13 protein-coding genes and 1 pseudogene are annotated in these 19,587 nt (G+C 36.1%); 6 read left to right on the top strand and 8 right to left on the bottom strand.

Features of this window, described 5'->3' with window-relative positions:
- Nucleotides 1-155 precede the first annotated feature (155 nt).
- Complete coding sequence (locus IPH52_25795) at nucleotides 156-392, top strand: type II toxin-antitoxin system prevent-host-death family antitoxin (GenBank protein MBK7058399.1); 237 nt, start codon at nucleotides 156-158, stop codon at nucleotides 390-392.
- A gap of 142 nt (nucleotides 393-534) precedes the next feature.
- Here the strand turns inward: IPH52_25795 and IPH52_25790 are convergent, their stop codons facing one another.
- Entirely contained in the window at nucleotides 535-771 is a 237-nt protein-coding gene (locus IPH52_25790; GenBank protein MBK7058398.1) for an amphi-Trp domain-containing protein, read from the bottom strand.
- Nucleotides 772-1,078: 307 nt separating this feature from the next.
- Between IPH52_25790 and IPH52_25785 the strand changes: the two are divergent.
- Nucleotides 1,079-2,828, top strand: a pseudogene (locus IPH52_25785) (GGDEF domain-containing protein).
- 67 nt (nucleotides 2,829-2,895) lie between these two features.
- Here IPH52_25785 and IPH52_25780 read toward each other — a convergent pair.
- Nucleotides 2,896-3,540 (bottom strand): response regulator transcription factor, encoded by a 645-nt coding sequence (locus IPH52_25780; GenBank protein MBK7058397.1) that lies wholly within the window; start codon nucleotides 3,538-3,540, stop codon nucleotides 2,896-2,898.
- A gap of 138 nt (nucleotides 3,541-3,678) precedes the next feature.
- Nucleotides 3,679-4,122, bottom strand: a complete 444-nt coding sequence (locus IPH52_25775) for a DUF3805 domain-containing protein (GenBank protein ID MBK7058396.1) — start codon at nucleotides 4,120-4,122, stop codon at nucleotides 3,679-3,681.
- 50 nt (nucleotides 4,123-4,172) lie between these two features.
- On the opposite strand from IPH52_25775, the gene IPH52_25770 reads away from it, so the two are divergent.
- From IPH52_25770 to IPH52_25755, 4 genes are all read left to right on the top strand, one after another.
- Nucleotides 4,173-5,336: an alpha/beta hydrolase gene (locus tag IPH52_25770; protein ID MBK7058395.1), complete on the top strand. Its 1,164-nt coding sequence runs from the start codon at nucleotides 4,173-4,175 to the stop codon at nucleotides 5,334-5,336.
- Between the two features lie 150 nt (nucleotides 5,337-5,486).
- Nucleotides 5,487-8,339, top strand: a complete 2,853-nt coding sequence (locus IPH52_25765) for a TonB-dependent receptor (protein MBK7058394.1) — start codon at nucleotides 5,487-5,489, stop codon at nucleotides 8,337-8,339.
- Between the two features lie 109 nt (nucleotides 8,340-8,448).
- Entirely contained in the window at nucleotides 8,449-9,351 is a 903-nt protein-coding gene (locus IPH52_25760) for a J domain-containing protein (GenBank protein MBK7058393.1), read from the top strand.
- Nucleotides 9,352-9,383: 32 nt separating this feature from the next.
- Complete coding sequence (locus IPH52_25755; protein MBK7058392.1) at nucleotides 9,384-9,611, top strand: hypothetical protein; 228 nt, start codon at nucleotides 9,384-9,386, stop codon at nucleotides 9,609-9,611.
- On the opposite strand, the gene IPH52_25750 is transcribed toward IPH52_25755, so the two are convergent.
- The 5 genes from IPH52_25750 to IPH52_25730 all read right to left on the bottom strand — a co-directional run bounded on the left by IPH52_25750 (nucleotide 9,612) and on the right by IPH52_25730 (nucleotide 19,391).
- On the bottom strand, nucleotides 9,612-11,114 hold the full coding sequence (locus IPH52_25750; GenBank protein ID MBK7058391.1) for a glycoside hydrolase family 130 protein: 1,503 nt from the start codon (nucleotides 11,112-11,114) through the stop codon (nucleotides 9,612-9,614).
- A gap of 2 nt (nucleotides 11,115-11,116) precedes the next feature.
- Nucleotides 11,117-13,399: a glycosyltransferase family 4 protein gene (locus IPH52_25745; GenBank protein MBK7058390.1), complete on the bottom strand. Its 2,283-nt coding sequence runs from the start codon at nucleotides 13,397-13,399 to the stop codon at nucleotides 11,117-11,119.
- Between the two features lie 266 nt (nucleotides 13,400-13,665).
- A complete protein-coding gene (locus IPH52_25740) occupies nucleotides 13,666-15,792 on the bottom strand; it encodes an adenylate/guanylate cyclase domain-containing protein (GenBank protein MBK7058389.1) in 2,127 nt (708 codons plus the stop codon).
- A gap of 313 nt (nucleotides 15,793-16,105) precedes the next feature.
- The gene (locus tag IPH52_25735; protein MBK7058388.1) at nucleotides 16,106-16,675 is read right to left on the bottom strand and encodes a LemA family protein; all 570 of its coding nucleotides are present in this window, start codon (nucleotides 16,673-16,675) and stop codon (nucleotides 16,106-16,108) included.
- A gap of 160 nt (nucleotides 16,676-16,835) precedes the next feature.
- Nucleotides 16,836-19,391: an Ig-like domain-containing protein gene (locus IPH52_25730; GenBank protein MBK7058387.1), complete on the bottom strand. Its 2,556-nt coding sequence runs from the start codon at nucleotides 19,389-19,391 to the stop codon at nucleotides 16,836-16,838.
- Between the last annotated feature and the right edge of the window lie 196 nt (nucleotides 19,392-19,587).

The raw sequence follows: 19,587 nt of genomic DNA, 5'->3' as shown, positions 1-19,587 counted from the left end.
ATCTATGGGCAAATTACGATATTGCTGCGGTTTTACAAATTTTAAAGCACCAACGAGTTATAGATTGCAATGCGCTTGATATTGAAATTGTTGATTATCACTTGACTACTTCAAATAACCATAGTGAAATGACTATAGTCAATTTAGTGGAGGGAATAATGGAAATTGCAGCTGGAAAATTTAAAGCACAATGTTTAAAAATCCTTGAGGATGTTGGAAATCTTTATCCTGAATTAACAATTACTAAACGTGGAATTCCCATGGCTAAGTTGGTTCCAATAAAAAATAATTCTAAAATGTCTTCTTTCGGGTGCGCAAAAGATACCGTCCTTTTCATTGGCGATATTATAAGCCCAATCCATGAGAAATGGAATGGCTCAAAACCTATTTAAAAAAGTATAAGACGCAGATAACCCCCATTAATTCCTATATCACCATGACTCATATTATTTACATCTACTTATCCGCTACTACAGAGTAGTTATTCTGTTTCCAATGCTTTTGATGAAATAGTAAAAGAAGGTGGAATAGATTCTACAGGCTTAGGTTTTTTCCAAGATATCTCAATATATATTTTTCTTTTTCGCTCTTTACATTTGTATCTATTTCGAGAGATACAGAACCAGCAGGCGACAATCGAACTACATCCTCGCCGTCAGCAATCACGATATTGCCTTCTGAAAATGCATCTAAAAGAAGTTTTAATTGAGTATTCACTTCACTTACTGAACCAACCATTTTGCACTCTAACTCTTTTTTTTCTTTTGACATGACACGCCTCTAAATATAATTCTTCGCCTAATACGAAGTTACCGCCAAAGTATTTATTGCATAAAGATTAGTCAAATTAAATTGATTCATTTTTTCAATTATAACATTACGTTTCAATTACATGATAAAATATTTATCCCTTTGTTAAAATGCAATTTTGTAACTGAAATGATAATTTTTTGAAAGATATTCAAGCGAAAGTATTTTTGATGCCTTTTATTCCAGTCTTGTTGATTCATTTCAAAAAAAATATTATGGATCTAATTAATAGAGCACCATTCGTTCGTTTAATAGTCGTAAGAAAAAAATGCAAAATATAAAACAAGAATTAATCCATATTCTCACTAATAAGAAAGTGAACCTATATATTCAACCGATTGTATCTTTGACATATAAAAATATAATTGGTTATGAAGCAATCATTCGCGGACCTTCGGACAGTCCGTTACACAGCAATGCAAAATTATTCAGCATTGCAAATCATTTTAATCTACTTAAAAAACTTGAATTAATTACACAAGAATCAATTATACATCGTTATGCTAGTTTAGGTATAAGAGAAAAACTTTTTATTAGTGTCAATGTATCAACATTTATAGAGGCAGATTTTGAACAGAGCATGCTACTTAATTTTCTTGAAGAATTTGGAATTGCACCGAGTAGCATTGTAATTGAATTAAAAGAATATCAACCAACGGATAATAGTGATTTAATGCTTAAAACTGCATTAAAAATACAGAGATATGGGATTTGAAATAGCATTGAATGATTTAGACACAAGCTACTCTGGATTAAAATTCTGGTCAGAGATACTGCCTGAATATATAAAAATAAATAATCATTTTGTGGAAGGCATTGCTGAAGATCCAATTAAATTTAAATTTATATCGTCCATTCAAAATATTGCAAGCTCCCTTCATTGCAATGTAATCGCAACAGGTGTTGAAACAGAAGAAGAATTTAGGACAATCGAAAAACTTGGAATAACGCACGCACAAGGAAATTACTTTGGAAGACCTGCACTTTTTCCTTTAAAACATATTGATAGCCAATTGTTTGTTTCAGAAAATCCAAATAATGACTATGATCCATTTAATTCTACAAAACCAATATCTAGTATTTGTAATTTTATTCAACCAGTCTCTTCCGAAATGCCCATTTCAGAAGTTATGCTATTGTTTCAGCAGAACAGTTCACTTACTATCTTACCCTTAGTTGACAATCATACAGGAACGGGAATTATATTTCGTGAATTATTTATTTCTAAATTATTTTCCACTCGTTATGGATTAGAATTGCATGGGAAAAAACCCATTAGGCATTTTATAGATAAAACTCCATTAAGCATTGATGCAAATATTTCAATTCAGGCAGTCAGTAAACAATTAACTTCCACAATGAGAAATGATACTGCATTTATCATCACGCATAATAATAAGTATGCGGGAATCGGAACTATTATGGATGTATTGGAAGAAATTACGCACTTGCAAATTAAATATGCCAGACATGCTAACCCTCTTACTCTTTTACCGGGTAGTGTCCCAATAAACGAGTGCATTAATCGATCTCTAGAAAAAAGAATACCGTTCAGTGTTGCCTATTTTGATTTAGATAACTTCAAACCGTTTAACGATATATATGGATATTCCGCTGGAGATGAAATAATAAAAGCATTAGGAAATATTCTCATTGAATGTGTTCCGATAGAGAATGGTCAAGTTGGCCATATAGGTGGAGATGATTTTATTGTAATTTTTACCTGTGAAAATTGGTATTATCGATGTGAAGTGATTTTGGGAAAGTTTAAAAATATTATTTCCAAACATTATAAAGAGGATGATCTAAAAGCAGGCGGTATTCACGCAGAAAGTAGATACGGTGAGAAAAAATTTTATCCTCTAATAAGTTTATCCATAGGTGTAGTTGATCCTAACTCTACAGCTAAATGCAAGTCTTACGTAGACATTGCAGATTTGGCAGCAAAAGCAAAAAAGCAGTCAAAGAAAATTGAGGGTAATAGCCTGTATGTGAGTGAAAGCTTATACACAAGCTGATTTTTTTTGTATTTGATTTGAAAGGTAAATTATCATATATCTCGAATATGCTCGACTTCATCAAATTTTAAACCAAACCTTTTTCTTTTACTCTTTGGATAAGTTGGATTTGATTGCTTACTTCTAGTTTACGATAAATATTTTGAATATGAGAACGAACCGTGGCGATGCTAATAGTTAAATTCTCTGCAATTTGCTTGGGAGCATGTCCTTCCGAAAATTCTTTGAGAACTATCCTTTCTCGTTCCGTAAGATGTTCGGGATTTAACGCAGACATTTCCATTTTCCTAAAATAATTGATAACTTGTAATAGTGCTGTTGGAGAAATATAGACTCCATTACCGATTAGAATTTCCAAAATTTTATTAAACGAATAAATTTCTTCCTTTAACATATAACCTGTTGCTCCATATTTCAGAGCATCAAATACTTTTGACTCAATATTATAATCCGCTAGAATCAATTTAGGAATTTGCAAACTTCTTACTCGAGACTGTCCTAAAAATGCAATTCCATCTAAACGGCAATCAATGATTAAAAAATCAACTTGAGAAAGAGAATCTAATTTTAAAGCAACTTCCGGTGAAGAGAATTCAATGATACTGCCAACTTCCGGTCTTATTTTTAAAAGACCTATGATGGCAGCCTGAAAACTCTCATCCCCTATTAGGACACCATACACTAACTTTTTTTCTTTCATTGGTATTTTCATAGGGATAACTCTATCACTCTGAATAAAAAATGGCAATACGCTAAACTGCGTATTTTTGCAGACAAGTTATGAATATGATACCGCGAATAAAAATCCTTATCAGTTCTTTTTAGTGTGTAATTCTATGCCTTGCAATGGCTAATTCAGATTTTCCGCTTGTAAGAATCGGATTGAGCTAATGATATTTGTGAGCATGATGGATAACTCTTTGTCGGGCTTCTCATCGCTATTGTAAGTGCAGACGATTAATTTAGAGCGAAAGGAAATCATATAGACCAACCAGAATCTTTCTTCTGAGATAAATTCGCAGGCTTTGATTTTGCTGCCCAGGTTATTGGTAAAACTAGCGATGCAGTTTTCATCGTATTCGATTTTATGAAAAGCCAAGAATCTTGCTAACTCTTCTGCCAAATCATAGGTGCCTAGTTTATTTTCAAAGGCAGATACTTGCAATGCGCCTGCACCATCTGGATCATAAAATGCAGGAATCTCTTCAATCACCTCGACCTCCCAGTGTTCGGGAAAAGCAAGCATATACCAGCCATTTGGCGAGCGATAGGGTTGATAATTTAAATCGTTCATACAATATTCCTTTACTTGACAATGGAGTGAAATAAATTTTTTTAAAATATGTGAGTCAAAAAAAAACTAAAACAAAGAAATTTTCCTTTCCGAGCACAATCCTTTTATTAATTTGCATCAGCATTCTAGGTGGCTTCTTTCTGCTGATTCTATCAATCATTCTGCTTGTATCATTTTTAACCTACCCTTTGTATAAAAGATATTTTTTAAAAAAATATCCAGTGTCTGATATTGCGGATGAAGTTTTCTTTGCTATCACAAATAACAGTTGGAATCTTGCTATTCACAGGCATAAACCGCATAAGCCTCTAATGGGTGCAATGCCTATTATCCTCGTTCATGGAATTATAACCAATAAATACTTCATGGATTTAGACACAGACCATTCCCTTGCCTATCATTTAAAGACTATCGGCTACGATGTGTATGCCGTATCTCTTAGAGGCTGTGGTGAATCCTATACAGAATCAGAAAATGAAAACTTTTCTTTCGATGATATAGTAGAGAAAGATGTTCCAGCAATTATAAATGAAGTATGTAATATTTCCGGTAAACCAAAAATCAATTGGGTAGCGCATTCAATGGGTGCTATGATTTTATATTCTTATCTTGGAATTTCTCAGAAAAAACAAAAAGACAAGATTAAAAGTTTCGTCTCTCTAGGAGGTCCGGGTAACCTTGCACACTCTAGTCCAGTGCTTGGAAAGATTGCTCTGAAGTATATTTCTTTTTCTAAGAGAGTAGATATAAAACTACTGGCTAAGTTCATTTTGCCGTTCGTTAGTTTATTTAATTCTCCACTTAAAGAATTTTTTTATAATCCCCAAGTCACTCCTAAGAACACAGTTAAGAAAATGCTAGTTGGTATTGAAAATATTCCAGATGGACTCATGACACAAATGCTCAATTGGGTTGCAAAGGGTGGCGATATAGTTTCTCTTGACGAAAAATACAATTACACAGAATTGCAAACTGAAATTACCTGTCCGATTCTATTCATCGCCGGCGGATACGATAACGTAGCCACTCCAAGCAGTCTCAAGTCAGTATATAACAAAGTAAATTCTAAATACAAAGAATTCCACACCATTTCTGAGAGCGAAGGCTTCAGTGGAAATTACGGTCATGCTTGCCTCGTCATGGGAAAGAATGCGAAGAGAGAAATTTTCCCTCTCATAGAAAAGTTTTTAGCTAAGTATGGGAAAGCGAAGTAATTTTAAATTAGAAATTTTGAATGTAAAGATATTGGAATGTAGTTGTATTCAGAATAACCTCAATATTCATAATAAAAAAATAGTTTTTCCTTTACAAGAATTCTTTTAGAAGTAGAGTTGCAATTCGCAAACCTGCAATGGGAGAAAACCTTGAAAACTGTATATTCCTCATCAGTTCACTATTCTATTGGTAAATTAAGATTAGCTCTGTATTTGCTCGGGCTTATTTTTTTTAACTCGATAGTTCTTCATGCCCAGCAGGTTACTCCATCAAAGACAGTGTATATTGGAAATTTTCAACCTCATGAATCAGATCGAAACTCAAATATAGAGAAAGAAATTCAATCTACACTAAACAAAAAAATTCAAGGGTCAGGTTTGAATCCAGTTGATTCAACTAAATCTACTACATCAGAAAGACTAACGGAGGCAAAGCAGGCTAATGCGCGTTTTCTCCTCGAAGGATTTTACAATAAAAAAAACTCTGACTCAAACTTAAATTTATACATCCAAGTATATGACCCCGAGAGCGGACAAATGATAGATGCTTACAGTATCACCGATGAAATTTATCAATCAGAAGGATTACAATTAGATAAAGAGGAATTAAAAGAAAGCGATCAGTCTATCGTAGAGAAATTAGCAAACAAAACATCTCTTATCCTCAGGTCCAATCCAAATAAGAAAAAAAATCCCAGCAATTTAGAACAATACGCATCCTCTTCTCGCTTATCCGAAAAACTAAAACCATACTTGCAGACAAATGAAAAAGCCGCAGAGCAAGCAGCCACAGAAGTATTCGATTTATTACAGGGACAAGTAACAGTATCCGCTACTAAGATTGCAAAGAAAACAAATGAAGCACCCAATATTGTATCTGTAATTTCTGATAAAGAGATCAGAGATTATGGAAGGGTTTCTATTAATGATATTCTCTTCCAGCTACCGGGCTTTGCCCCTTCTCAAGTAAACGATCGTAGAACTGTTTCATCAAGGGGTATGTATGAAGGTTGGAATAACAATCATTTGCTTATGCTTGTTGATGGAGTTCAACATAACGATTTATTTTATGGGACAGCTCTTACCTGGGAAATTACTCCTCTAAATATGATTAAATCTCTAGAAGTTATTCGGGGACCTGGATCTGCACTTTATGGTTCCAATGCGACTAACGGCGTTATATCTCTGAATACATTTTCCGGCTCTGATTTAAACGGAGCTTTAAAACTTAGAGCCAGAATGGGAGACTATGGAACTCGAATTTATGATTTAATTACTGGCAATAAAGGAAAAATGTTTTCTCATGTGGTTAGTTATAATTCCTATGAAACAGATGGAAATAATTATACAAACTATGACGGCTCAGGAAGAAAAGATGCATTTGGGTTTTTGCAAAAATTTCAACACCGAGATGAGCGTAATAGTTATTACCTGTTCACAAAGTTGGAAGGGGAAGGTGATTTAAAAGGATTATCTTTTCAATACCATAGACAGAAATGGAATTACCAAGCATTCGATGGTTGGTTGCAGAATGTCCCTGATATAAAAGACAGACAAACTGAATATAGAGATGTATTCACTGCAAAGTATTCCAAGAATATTTCAGATAAATTAAGCCAAGAATACGTTATGCGCTACAATAACGGATACTGGGATTATAACTACAGGGCACTACCGAATAGTCCTGATTATCCGTCCGGTGTAACCGAAAATCTAAAATCAAAAATAGAGAATCTATTCTTGCGCGCACAATTGACCTATTTACTTTCCAACGGAGGAACATTTGTTGCAGGAGTAGAAGGAAATCGACTTTCTTATAACGGAGACATTAGCCATAATAGCAATATAAATATGAATATCCTAGGAGACCAGAACACAAACCCAAGCGGAGCATTTCTTCCTCTAAACCCTTCCATGGAGTGGATACAAAATCGTCCTATTCTAAAAATAGCTCCTTTTGCGCAGCTAACGAGTGGTAAACTCTTTAACAATAAAGTGGAGTTTACAGCCGGTATCCGTTATGATGAAACATCTATTAAATTTCGAGGGATAGATGAGCCATATAAAAATTGGATTGGCATTCCGGGGATAACAGTAACTGACCCCAACACACAAGAATCAACCACTTATAATATTCCCAGCCAATACTTAAGTGCACCGTTTGTGCCTAACGAGCATAAGACTTACCGCAGAACAAGTCCACGCGGTGGGATTGTTTATTTTTTTTCGGATAGACTTACATTTAAAGCGATGATAGGAAGAGCATTCAGAGAGCCATCGGCTGGGGAATTATTCGGTGTCAATACTTATGTGGGAGGTTCGAATAATCCTAGAAAAATTAGCCCAGAGGTAATTAAGACTAGTGAGATTGCAATGGATTGGACGATTAATTCCAATTTCAATTTGCGCATCAATGGATTTAATACAAGGTTTGAAAACGCAATTGATTACAGCGGAACGAGTAATTCAATCGTGAATGCTTATACACTTGGGACAAGAGGAATTGAAACAGAGCTTCTAACTTCATTTAAATATTTTTCAACCTTCGTTAATTATTCTAGATTCTATCGGTTTTTGGATAATAATTTAGATGCTACAATTTCAAAACATCCAAACGAAATTAAAAACTCACCTGGATATACGGCTAATGCTGGTATATCCTCAACATGGGAAAAGTGGATAGGCTCTATTAGCCTCCAGAGACAGGGTGCAGTATACAGACGAACCAATGACCAAGGTCCAATAGATCCGCTCACAGGATACAACACAAGTAATACAAATAGCAATCCTTACTCTTTTCCCCAATACCGTCCGAAGAATGTCCCAGCATGGATTAGCGTCAACTTTCGAGTATCCTACAAATTCGCAGAAAGTATGCAGCTAGGTCTTTACGTAACCAACTTATTCAATTCACACCAAACGTTAGCGCGTAGAGCAGATTATCCCTTCGATTATATCCGAGAAGGTAGAAGAGTGATGGTTGACTTTCAAGCGAGTTTTTAAAAAAAGTAATAGGCAAAGAAAACCTTTTTTGATTTACTAGTCGTATGTATTTAATGACTATTAAATCACTCTATCCAAAATTCTTTACATTCATAAATGGCAATTGATTATGAAAGATCCATACGAAATCCTTGGTGTAAAGAAAAACGCAACAGATGAAGAAATCAAAAAAGCCTATAGAGCACTAGCCAAAAAATTCCATCCTGACTTAAATCCAAATAACAAGGACATGGAGCCAAAATTCAAAGAAATCAGCGTAGCTTTCAAGCAAATTGAAAATAAAGAAGCCCGTGAAAAATTTGAGAAAGGCATTCACGATGAACAATTTACAGAATCATCGAAGAAAGCTAGAACCTATTCCAATGATTATCAAGAAGATGGTGGACGGTATGCCTATCATTTTGATGGAGATGCAGATGACCTCTTCAAGACTTTCTTTTCTGGTAGAGGTGCGGGTAATGCAGATTTACCAGGAAAAGATCATCTATTTAGCCTTGAGATTGACCTAAAAGATGCGATACATGGTATAGAAAAAGAAGTTACTCTTGGTGCTGGAAAGAGATTAAAAATAAAAATCCCAGCGGGCATTGAAAATAAAGAAAAATTACGAATTAAAAATCAGGGTGGTCAGGGAATAGGAAAAGGTCAACCCGGTGATGCCTACATTGAAATAAATATAAGACCTTCTTCTATTTTTAAAATAAATGAAAGCAATTTAGAAGTTGAAATTCCAATTAGTCTAGACGAAGCAGTCAATGGAGCGACAATCAAAATTCCAACGATAGATGGAACAATTATGATGACAATTCCGCCTAACGTTAACACTGGAACAAAACTTCGCATAAAGGAAAAAGGAATGCCGATAAAAGGCAAAACGCGTGGAGACCAAATTGTAATTATTAAGATAACCCTTCCGGAACATATGGATTCTGAATTCAAAGAATTTATAAAAACGTGGACTAAAAAAAATCCCTATAATCCTAGAGCGCGGAGCGAAGATCATGGTATATGAAATCACCGAAATTATTGAATTGTATGGAATAAATGAATTCTTTATTCATGATTGTATCGAAAGGGATTGGATTATCCCAATTGATACTGAAAAAAACTTTAGACAAAGAAGACCTCGATAGAATATTACTGATACAAGATTTAAAACAAGAATTCGGAGCGAACGATGAGTCAATCCCTATTATCCTCCACTTAATTGATCAACTCCGCTGGACACAAACACAAATAAAACATTATATTGATCTATTAAATCAATCCTGACTATTCCATCGACTCTAATAACTCATCGAGACCTACTGAGGCAAAGCTAGTTCCATAATCACTCATCGCGTAGGGAATTATCAGTTCATGTTCATGCAATAGTGCTCCGCAAGTATATACAACGTTTGGAACATAGCCTTCTCTCTCTGCTTCATTCGGCACAAGGAGTGGCTCACGCAAACGACCAATTACCCGCGAAGGATCTTTTAAGTCCAAGAGAAATGCACCAAGACAATATCTACGCATAGGTCCTACTCCATGACTTAATACTAACCAACCAGCATCCGTTTCAATGGGAGAACCACAAGTTCCAATTTTTACAAATTCCCAGGGCTCTTTTGGCTTTAAAAGTAAAGTAGGTGTTTGCCAGAAGTGAATATTGTCTGAATACATCAGTAATATATTTTCATCATCCTGGCGGGATAACATTGCGTAAGCTCCACTTATCTTTTTAGGAAATAAAGCCATTCCCTTATTTTGCACGGCAGGACCGTTAAGTGTTAGAAATTTAAAATGCACAAAGTCTTTAGTCTCTAGCATTTGGGGTAATGTTATTTTGCCGTCATACGCTGTATAGGTTGCATAGTATGTAAAACTGTGATCATCTTCTTCGAAACGAACAAATCTCGCATCTTCAATTCCATTGCTTTGACTGGGAACAGATGGAAATAATACTCTCTGGGAAGTCTGACTATTTACATTAAATTCTACTTCAAAGTTTGATTCGGCTAATAGCAATATACCATGAGCTGCACGATCAGTAATTACATCAAAGGATCCCATCTTGCCCCTCTCCGCTTCGAGAACTCTTCTTAAATCATGTAGAACAAACTCATTCTGCAATTGCTCTAATACTTGTTTACAAAATGAATTATGCAGTCCTGCTTCTTGGAGTTTACGAGTAAATAGCCCCTTCTCATAAACTAAGTTATTAATTGGTTTTGGCTCTACTACAAATGGAACAGATGGTGTGAGGGTAACTCTATGTTTTGCGTTCACATTCCCTGTTCGAAACGTAATGGAAGAAATATGTCCTTCTCCTGTAGCCCGAAGACTTAATATAAAGCGGATAGAGCCAGAAGGAAGTTCCGTCTGATCGGGATGAAGCACGATGGAAGGATTGAACAAAGCAGCAGACTCAGGAGAATATTCATGTGAGAAGTAAGAGCCAATTAGTGTTTGCCGCTCAATAGAAGTATCTTCTAGATCACCGATGAATTTATGAACTTGTAAGTAGCGGTTTTTAAAGATTAGCTCTACATTCTCATGCCTATTTTCAAATTCACCCAATACCTGCTTCAGTAAATCCGCTACTTCAAAATCAGATAGAGTCATTACTTGAGACACTATTCGTCTCGCGATTTCTTTTTTCACGGGAAAAAAAGGACGCATGAGCACTCTGGAACGATCCGGTGTAAGAGTAGGTCCAATTCTCTTTGCATGAACTGCCTTTATTTTCTTTGCCGAAATATCGATTTCTTTTGATTGTTTTTCTTTTTCCATATTTATTCTCCTGCCGGATCTTTAAAACTAATGAGAGTGCTTTGCAATGTTTGCATTTCTGAAAGTGCCAAGAGAAATGCCAGAGTAGACTCACATCCTTCATTTTGACTTACGCGATCTATATGAAGTCCATCTCTGCAACCACCACTGTTTGAATCATACATTGCCAATCCTAAATCGTTTCTTCCTAAGAACCATTCGAATGCTCTCCGTGCTTCCACCGCCCAAGACATGTCGCCTGTCGCATAGTAAGCCTCAATACAAGCGGATACCATAGCTTGTGCTTCAATTGGTTGCTGATCAAAGATTGCTCTTTCCCCTCCCTTCTGAAAAAATCCATTCGATCCTACAGGTCTAAAGGATCCCGCTTCTGATGTTTGTAATTTTACAAGCCAGCGCAATGTTTTAAGACCAATAGCGAGTGCTGTGTGGTTATTCGTTCGTTTGCCGCTCAAGATTAATGCATGAGAAAGCTTTGCATTGGCGTAAGAAAGTCCATTTTCAAACCATTGCCAATCTTCACTTGATGCATCTGCATAACGCTGCAATAATTTAGCAACTAAAGATTCTTGGATATGGCTTGCACGTCTATCTCCGCTTAGCCTCTGTAAATAATGATCAACTCCAATTAATGTCAATGCCCAAGCACGTGGTGAAGAAAAATCAGCAGCAACAGGAAGTGCCTTCTCAAATAGTTCAGCAGCAAGCATAGATAAACTTCCATTATCCGCACTGCCAACACAATAACCTAATGCCCAAAGAGCATGACCATGACAGTCCTCCGAGCCTACCTCTTCTAACCAACGTCTATCAAAGCTCATAAAATTTCGGAACCGATGATTCTGTCGATTAAAGGCATAATTTAAAAAAGCAGAATAAGTAGCGGCTAATTCATTTATCCGATAAATACTATTGCCTGATTTTCTAAGCATTAATGTAAGTAGCAACGCCCTTGCATTATCATCCGTGCAATATCCTTCTGTAAAATTTGGAACGGTAAAACTAGCATGTTGAAAAATTCCAGTTGAATCAGTAAGTCGCAATAGATGATCAAATTTCAAAGCAGGTAATTGGTCCGGTTGTTCATCTAGCGTTTTAATCGGAGAAGACTTTCGTCCAACAAAACTATGATCTTGACCTGCCTGATAAAAAGATTTTACATAGTTTATTGCCACATTACTCCAAGTCATTTCTCTTCCTATTTGAAATGCATTCTTACGAAGAGAATGACGAAATGATTCATCATGCAACAAATCAATCACTGCATCTGCAATTGATCCAGCATCTTGAAATGGAATAAGTTTTCCTCGGTTGTTGGCTAATAATTCCTTTGCATGCCAGTAAGGTGTAGATATAACAGCATTACCCGCTCCGAATGCATAAGCCAGAGTCCCGGATGTGATTTGCGTTTCAGTAAGATACGGAGTTAAATATATATCTGCAGCACCAATAAATCGCATGAGTTCGCCTTGTTCTACAAACCGATTGAAGAAGACTACATGCTTTTGCACTCCCAAATCTTTTGCAAGCCTCTCAAGACTTAACCGGTATAGTTCTCCTTCATTACGAAGTAAATTGGGGTGCGTCTGTCCCACTACAATGAATACAATGTTCGGAAAATCTTTTACAATTCGAGGAAGTGCCCTTAATGCAAACTCAATTCCTTTATTGGGAGATAAAAGTCCGAATGTGAGTAATACCTGTTTGCCAGCAACGCCGAATTCATCCTTGAAATAGTTCGGATCTGCGAAAGGCATGTCAGGAATTCCGTGTGGTATTAAGTCTATTTTCTTTTCAGGCACTTGATAAATATCTAAGAGAAATTCTTTCCCTTTTTCTGTCATGACTACTAGTCGAGTGGATAACCGAATCAATTCGCGCATAACGCGTCTTTGCTCTACATTAGGTTCTCTAAGTATTGTATGAAGTGTTGTAACTATCGGCATTCGTAGTTCATGTAGAAGTGCAAGCACATGACTTCCCGCCAAACCACCGTATATCCCAAACTCATGTTGCACGCATAATACATCTACATTTGTTATATTTAAGAAATCGGCTGCACGAAGATAGGAAGGTATATCTTGCTCTGCAATTTCAAAACGAACTTCTGTCGGATAATCATAATTACTCTCTATATCGTTCACTGGAACGACTAAGCATTGCATGGATTTAAACTCTTGTGAAACGGCAGTGCGAAGGTCGTTGGTAAATGTGGCTATACCGCATTTACGCGGGAGATAATCCCCAAGGAATGCTACCTTGCGGATATCGTTTGATTTTTGCATGAAATGCTTTTCCCTGTGAGTTATCCTCACATTGAATTCTTTGCTATCTGATCAGGTAATTTGATCTTAAGAGTTGAAGGAGTATATTCCAAGTATGTGAAATTAATTGTTGATGTCAAGACATATACTGCGACATAAAATGGTTTTACCGCGAATAAACACCTTTAAAGAATACAATTGGTCTTTAATAATGAAAATTTAATTTGAATCCATATCTTTTTTTTATCGTTCTTTTATCGGTGTCCATCGGTGGTAATCTTAAAAAATCACTCCAAGAATTCTACAATTCCATTTTCCAGATAATACTTTGCTCGCTTTAAATAAATGGCACAAGCTACATCATTTGGGTTAATATCCATTACCCGTAAGAAAGCAGGAATGGCATCTTTAAAATTCTTTTCATAGTATAATGTAATTCCCTCTTCAAAGAATTCTTTAGTTTGGGTTTTCAACTCAATCATAAAATTAGGCTGCCCATCATAGATTTCATAGATAACGGTATATTCTGTTTTGCCTTTAACTTTTACTTTGTCAATGTATCTGTAATGAAAAATGGAAGGGTCTTTTAGCTTTTTAAGAATCACATCGCTAATCAAAATAGATGCGTCATACACTTTTGTAAGTCCTTCAATTCTAGAAGCAACATTTACCGAATCAGCAATCACCGTTCCTTCCATTCTAGCATCTGCTCCAATAATTCCAAGCATCAAATTTCCAGTGTGAATTCCACAACCAATTTTAATTGGATCATATCCTTCCTTTAGTCTATGTTGATTGTAAACACGAACTTCCTTTTGCATTTCAATCGCAGCTTGAATGGACTCTTCTACTTCTCCTGGAAACAAAGCCATGATCGCATCTCCAATGTATTTATCAATGAAGCCATTGTTTTTCTGGATAATAGGACTCATCCGCTTCAAATAAGAATTTAAAAAGTTGAAATTTTCTCGTGGAGTAAGTTTCTCACTTAAATCTGTAAAGGAACGAATATCTGAAAATAGAATCGCCATTTCTTTTTGCATCTGATCGCCTAGTTGAATATCCACAATGCTTTTTTTATTAAGATACTTCAAAAATTCAACTGGCACAAAACGACCATATGCCTCATTTGTTTGGCTTAGGTTCTTCGAAAGAGTTTTAATTGATTTAAACGCATTAGAAAAGATTTGAGATAGAATAAAAGATTGAGAAAATATAAAGAGAAATACTCCAAGTGGAAGCAAATTACCGTAACCCGTTAGAATGATTTCATTATTATAAAGCAAATCATTTATAATTGTAAATACAAATAAAACAAAACCTATAAGTGCAGCAATCGCACCTTCCTTTGCCCGAATAATGGCAAGAATAATAACAAAAAGAATATACAGAGAATTTAAAACTGCAATTCCTTGAAAGAAATTAAGACTTAGAGAAAAAACACTGGGCTTTGAAAATAAAACTAAAGCAGATAACGAAATATAAATTGGAAGCGTCAAATACAAAACCTTTTTATTGAACTCACTTCGAAATACATAGAAAGTGAATAAGGTAAATGTGGGCGCAGAAAAATACAAAGAAAGATATTCAAACCGATACATCCAATACCAATCTAAAGTGGGATAAATAGACGTTATCCACACATCGCCAATAAAGAATAAACGAATAGAAACTAGAAAGCAAAAGATTCCAAACACAAGGGCGGCAATATCTTCTTTTCGTAAGAAAAATAAACCAAAATGGTAAATCGCCATTATGACCAAGCTTCCCATTAAGAAAAAAATATAAATTGTATTGCTTGCCTGTAAAGCCTGGAGTTGTTCTTCTTTTCCTAAATAAAGCGAGTCAAAACGAATTCCTCCTTTCCTATGATGAAAATTGGAAACATGGATGGTGATTAACACAGATTCACTGCTAACAATAAAACTACGAGTCAAACTTAGATATTGAGGTTTCATATCTTCGTAGGATTTTCCAACTACTCCATTTTCGGCTAATAGCTCGTTATCCACAAAAAGTCTATAAGCCGTTCCCATATGCGGAATTTTGAGTGTAAGTATTTTTCCTTTTAACGATGGAGGCAAATGTAGATAAAGCGCATAGGTAGCAAAGCCCGAGCCGCCCACTTTTTTACCGTCTACCATAAAATCATTCCAAGAGCCTGGGACTTTAATTGTCGAATAATGATCAGAAGTTACTTCAAGCATAGCATCTTCTGGTGGTCTGAGTTCCTTCCAATAAAACCTCCACTCACCATCTAATTTCTTGTAGCCTTGCTTCCCAAAATCCCAATTCGTTAAATCCATTTTTCCTTTGGATTCTCGTTCATTAAAAGCGGCTTTATCTTGTTTCTTCTCGCAAAATAAACCAAGTAAAATTACAAGGAATAGAAATAATCGTAACGTTAATTTCATTTTGACTCACTAAATTAAAAAGGATGACAAACAGGATGCAAAGAGACTGAATACTAGCAAGAATAATTTTTTACACAATTGTAACTACACAACATAGCTAATTGCCACAGAGACAAAGAGAGAGAAATAGAGTTCTTTTTAAAAAACTCTATTTGTTTTCGTAATTAAGGTTAGTTGTGATTCTGTTACAATACTTCATTTGAATCATATTTTCTATGACTCTCTTTCACACGATGTACATGAATAGAATTAAAATTCCCTCTGTGTCGGCGCCTGCGGTGAGTTTATCGAATCCGTACCTCGGTGGCAAATCTTATTTCTTCTTCCCGAAATCCATTTCAGGTGGTTTAGAAATATCAGACGGCAAATTCTTAATATCCGCTTCATTCTCAGTTGTAAAAGAAGTCTTAGTTCCATACCCAAACATTTTAGCAGTTAACACTGTTGGAAATTGACGAATGGTGACATTGTATTCCTGAACAGCTTTTATATAACGTCCTCTGGCTACTGCGATTCTGTTTTCTGTTCCTTCTAATTGCGCTTGTAAATCTCGAAAGCCTTCGTTAGCTTTGAGATCAGGATAACGCTCTGTTACCACAAGAAGACGTTGTAAAGCAGAGCCAAGAGAGTTCTGTGCGTTTTGAAAATTCTTAAATGCTTCTGGATTGTTTACTAGTTCTGGTGTCGCTTGTAAGCCACCTACACTACTACGTGCCTTTGTGATTTCAACTAACACTTCTTTTTCATGACTTGCATAGCCTTCTACAATTTTTACAAGTCCTGGGATTAAATCAGCGCGACGTTTGTATTGATTTAATATCTCCGCCATATTTGCATTAACCTCTTCATCGAGTTCCTGTATGCGATTGTAGCCGCAGTTCATGAGAAGACTCACGAGTAATAGTATTAGAAATTTAGAAAAACTTTTTTGATTCAAGATAGACTCCTTAGATAATTAGATTACACTTTGCTGACTAATAGAGAAATTTCAAACTAAAAAAGAAAAGTTTTTTAGCAATCTCTAGAGCATTTCTAGATTTTGTCTAAGGTCTAATGAGTCCAGTATTTGCATCAACGATTGTAAGTCTATTCACAGCCGTGCCTCCATTAATCGTAGTAAAAGTCCCTCCTATAATTACGGCTGAGCCTACGGTTGTGATTGCGTTCACAGTATTGTTCGCATTCGGATCCCAAGAATTAAGAACCCCAGCAGTAGTAGTCGATCCCAAATAATTTCTAACCTGATTAAAAAAGGCACCAGCCCCATTGAAGGCTCCACCTACATATAAATTATTCCCACTCACTGCAAGTGCATTGACCCCAGCACCTGCCCCTGTCCCTCCTCCTGACGGATAACCACTACTAGCCGCATTTGCTGGATTAAGTCCACCAAAATTATAGATAGTGAGTGAGCAAAGATTTCCACCAAAAGTTCCCCCTGCAAATAGAACTCCACCAGTTAATACCAATGCGCTTACAGGAAAAGTAGTCGTTGTTGGACACCAGCCTGCAACTCCTGCTCCGGTAGTTCGAGATACAGCAGCGAGATGAGTATAGGTTTGCCCGCCAATATTTGCCGATGTAAAATTTCCACCAAGGTAAACGTTAGTTGCATCATACGCTATCGCATTGATTGTTCCAAGGCTAGCATTAGGATTCCAAGCAGTTGCATTACCGTTAGCAAGGTCTAATTCAGCAATTCGATTTCGAGCCTGTCCCCCTATCGTAGTAAATGCTCCTCCTGCATAAACCGTTGCTCCGTTATAAACTAAAGACATTACTTGACCACTCCCATTCGGATTCCAGGGAGTAGCCGTTCCCGTAAGTGGATCGATAGCCGCAACATTGTTTCGACCTTGACCACCTGCATTTGTAAATATTCCACCCAAATAAACAATTCCTGCGTTTACGAGCAATGCATTAACAGTGTTATTCGTCCCCATATTAATTGGAGTCTCAAGACCTGTTGCTAAATTAATAGCAGCAATATTATTTCGCGTAGAACTACCAACCGTTGTAAAATTTCCACCTACAAACAAAGTATTACAAGATACGGCCAATGCATTTACAATATTTGAACCGCCGGATATGCCTACTCTAACAAATGCCTGTTGCGTTTGAAATGTAGTTGTATTTAAAAACTCAGAGGTAAGCGGATTACCCGTAGTATCCTTAACACCAGTTGATACTTTAAACTGCAAAGTATAAGTAGATTCAACACAGGGGGAAGTTTTAGGAGTTATACTCACTGTTAGTTGATCAGCAGAGAGAGAAACCGTTCCACCCATGCAAGTTGTAAAATTATTTGTGGATAATTGGATATTGCCCGCGCAAGTGCCATCCATAGAAATCATCGTAAGTGTTGTAATGTCCATTGGCTTATCAAAGACAATGGTAATAGGAGTTCCAATTAAAACATTTGTAGAATTATTTGTAGGCGTTAGCGAAAGGACTTTTGGTGGAATGGTATTTTGCGTCGGTGTGGTCGTTACAGGAGTTGTATTGGTTGGAGTAGTTGTCGTAGATAGGATTGGAGTATTATCATTAAATTGGGTTTGATTTGTAAATTGAGTTACCGTGATGGTAGACGTTGGCGTTCCTGGTACACCTACATTTAATTTTCCTCCCTCTTGTAGATAAGTGGAAATGGCAGGTAGTAAAATGGTAGTGAGCGGAGTGGAAGAGAACGTTAGTTGCCTTTGGCCAGACCCCACTGTAATTGTGTTTCCCGAACTATTTTTCCCGTCAAAAACTCCATCTTCAAAATCAGAAGCAAAGGCTTCTATCATTGCATCTATATCGGATATATCAACATCTGTTCCTTTTTTGTAAGAATTTGCAAGTTGGGAAAAACCAGCTAGCACAGAAAAAGCTTTGGCAGAGATAGGGCTATTTGGGTTGTCTAGCTCAATTGCCAAATCATCCAATTCTGGATAGTCTGAATCAGAGATGCTTGGATTTATTTCTAAAGTCGATTTGCTTTTTTGAGAAGCAGTTGAAAGACCAGAACTTAAACCAAATCGAATGACTACTTCTTTACTTGCCTTTCTGTAAAGTGCGGATACATCTCCTCCTTCTCCTGACTGTTTAATTAAGGATTCCATTCTTTTGGATAATAATTTTGAAAAGGGAGATAGGAGAGTATTTTTTTTTGTGTTACTAGAAAATTTACTTTCAGGCAGAATGGATACTAACTTAAAATTAGAAGTAGAGGGAATAGATAAATCTTTTGCTGTTTTCTCATCATACATTGTTGTATTTTGTTCCCCCGATACGGTAACACAAATCATTCCACCTGTTTTGTCATAAGTAATTGAGTAGAATCCGGTTATATCTGTAGTTCCAGTTACAATATTCCGAGAAGAATTACATGTCCCATCCTTTCCTAAAGTGTTGATTGACACTTTTCCGTTTTTAATAATTCCTTTGACTGCAGAGCCTGAAACAGTAAGTCGATTGGATCTATTAAAGAGTAAGCCAAAATTTGTGAATAAGGATTCTTTGTCTTCTTTAGTATTCGCGGTTCCTTGTTTACAAAGTGGTAGCAAAGATATGATTAATAGTAGTAGTAAGTTTTTATCTAAGGATTTCCATTTCATTTTTTTATTCCCTGCTCTCTAAACTCATTTTCATTAATGCGGAGAATTGTAAATGTTATCCTAATAATTTCAAGCAAATTCTTTTTTTAGTAGTTTAAATTCAGGCTATCGACCTCCTTAAGATTCTAAAATTGGAAAAGTATTCAAATTCTTGTCCGGCGTAACTCTCCATGGAGATATACCTATAGGCGAATAC

The organism is Leptospiraceae bacterium, assembly GCA_016708435.1.
GTDB lineage: Bacteria > Spirochaetota > Leptospiria > Leptospirales > Leptospiraceae > UBA2033.
Note: the sequence above shows the minus strand (reverse complement) of the source record. Positions and strands in the feature narration are given on the sequence as shown.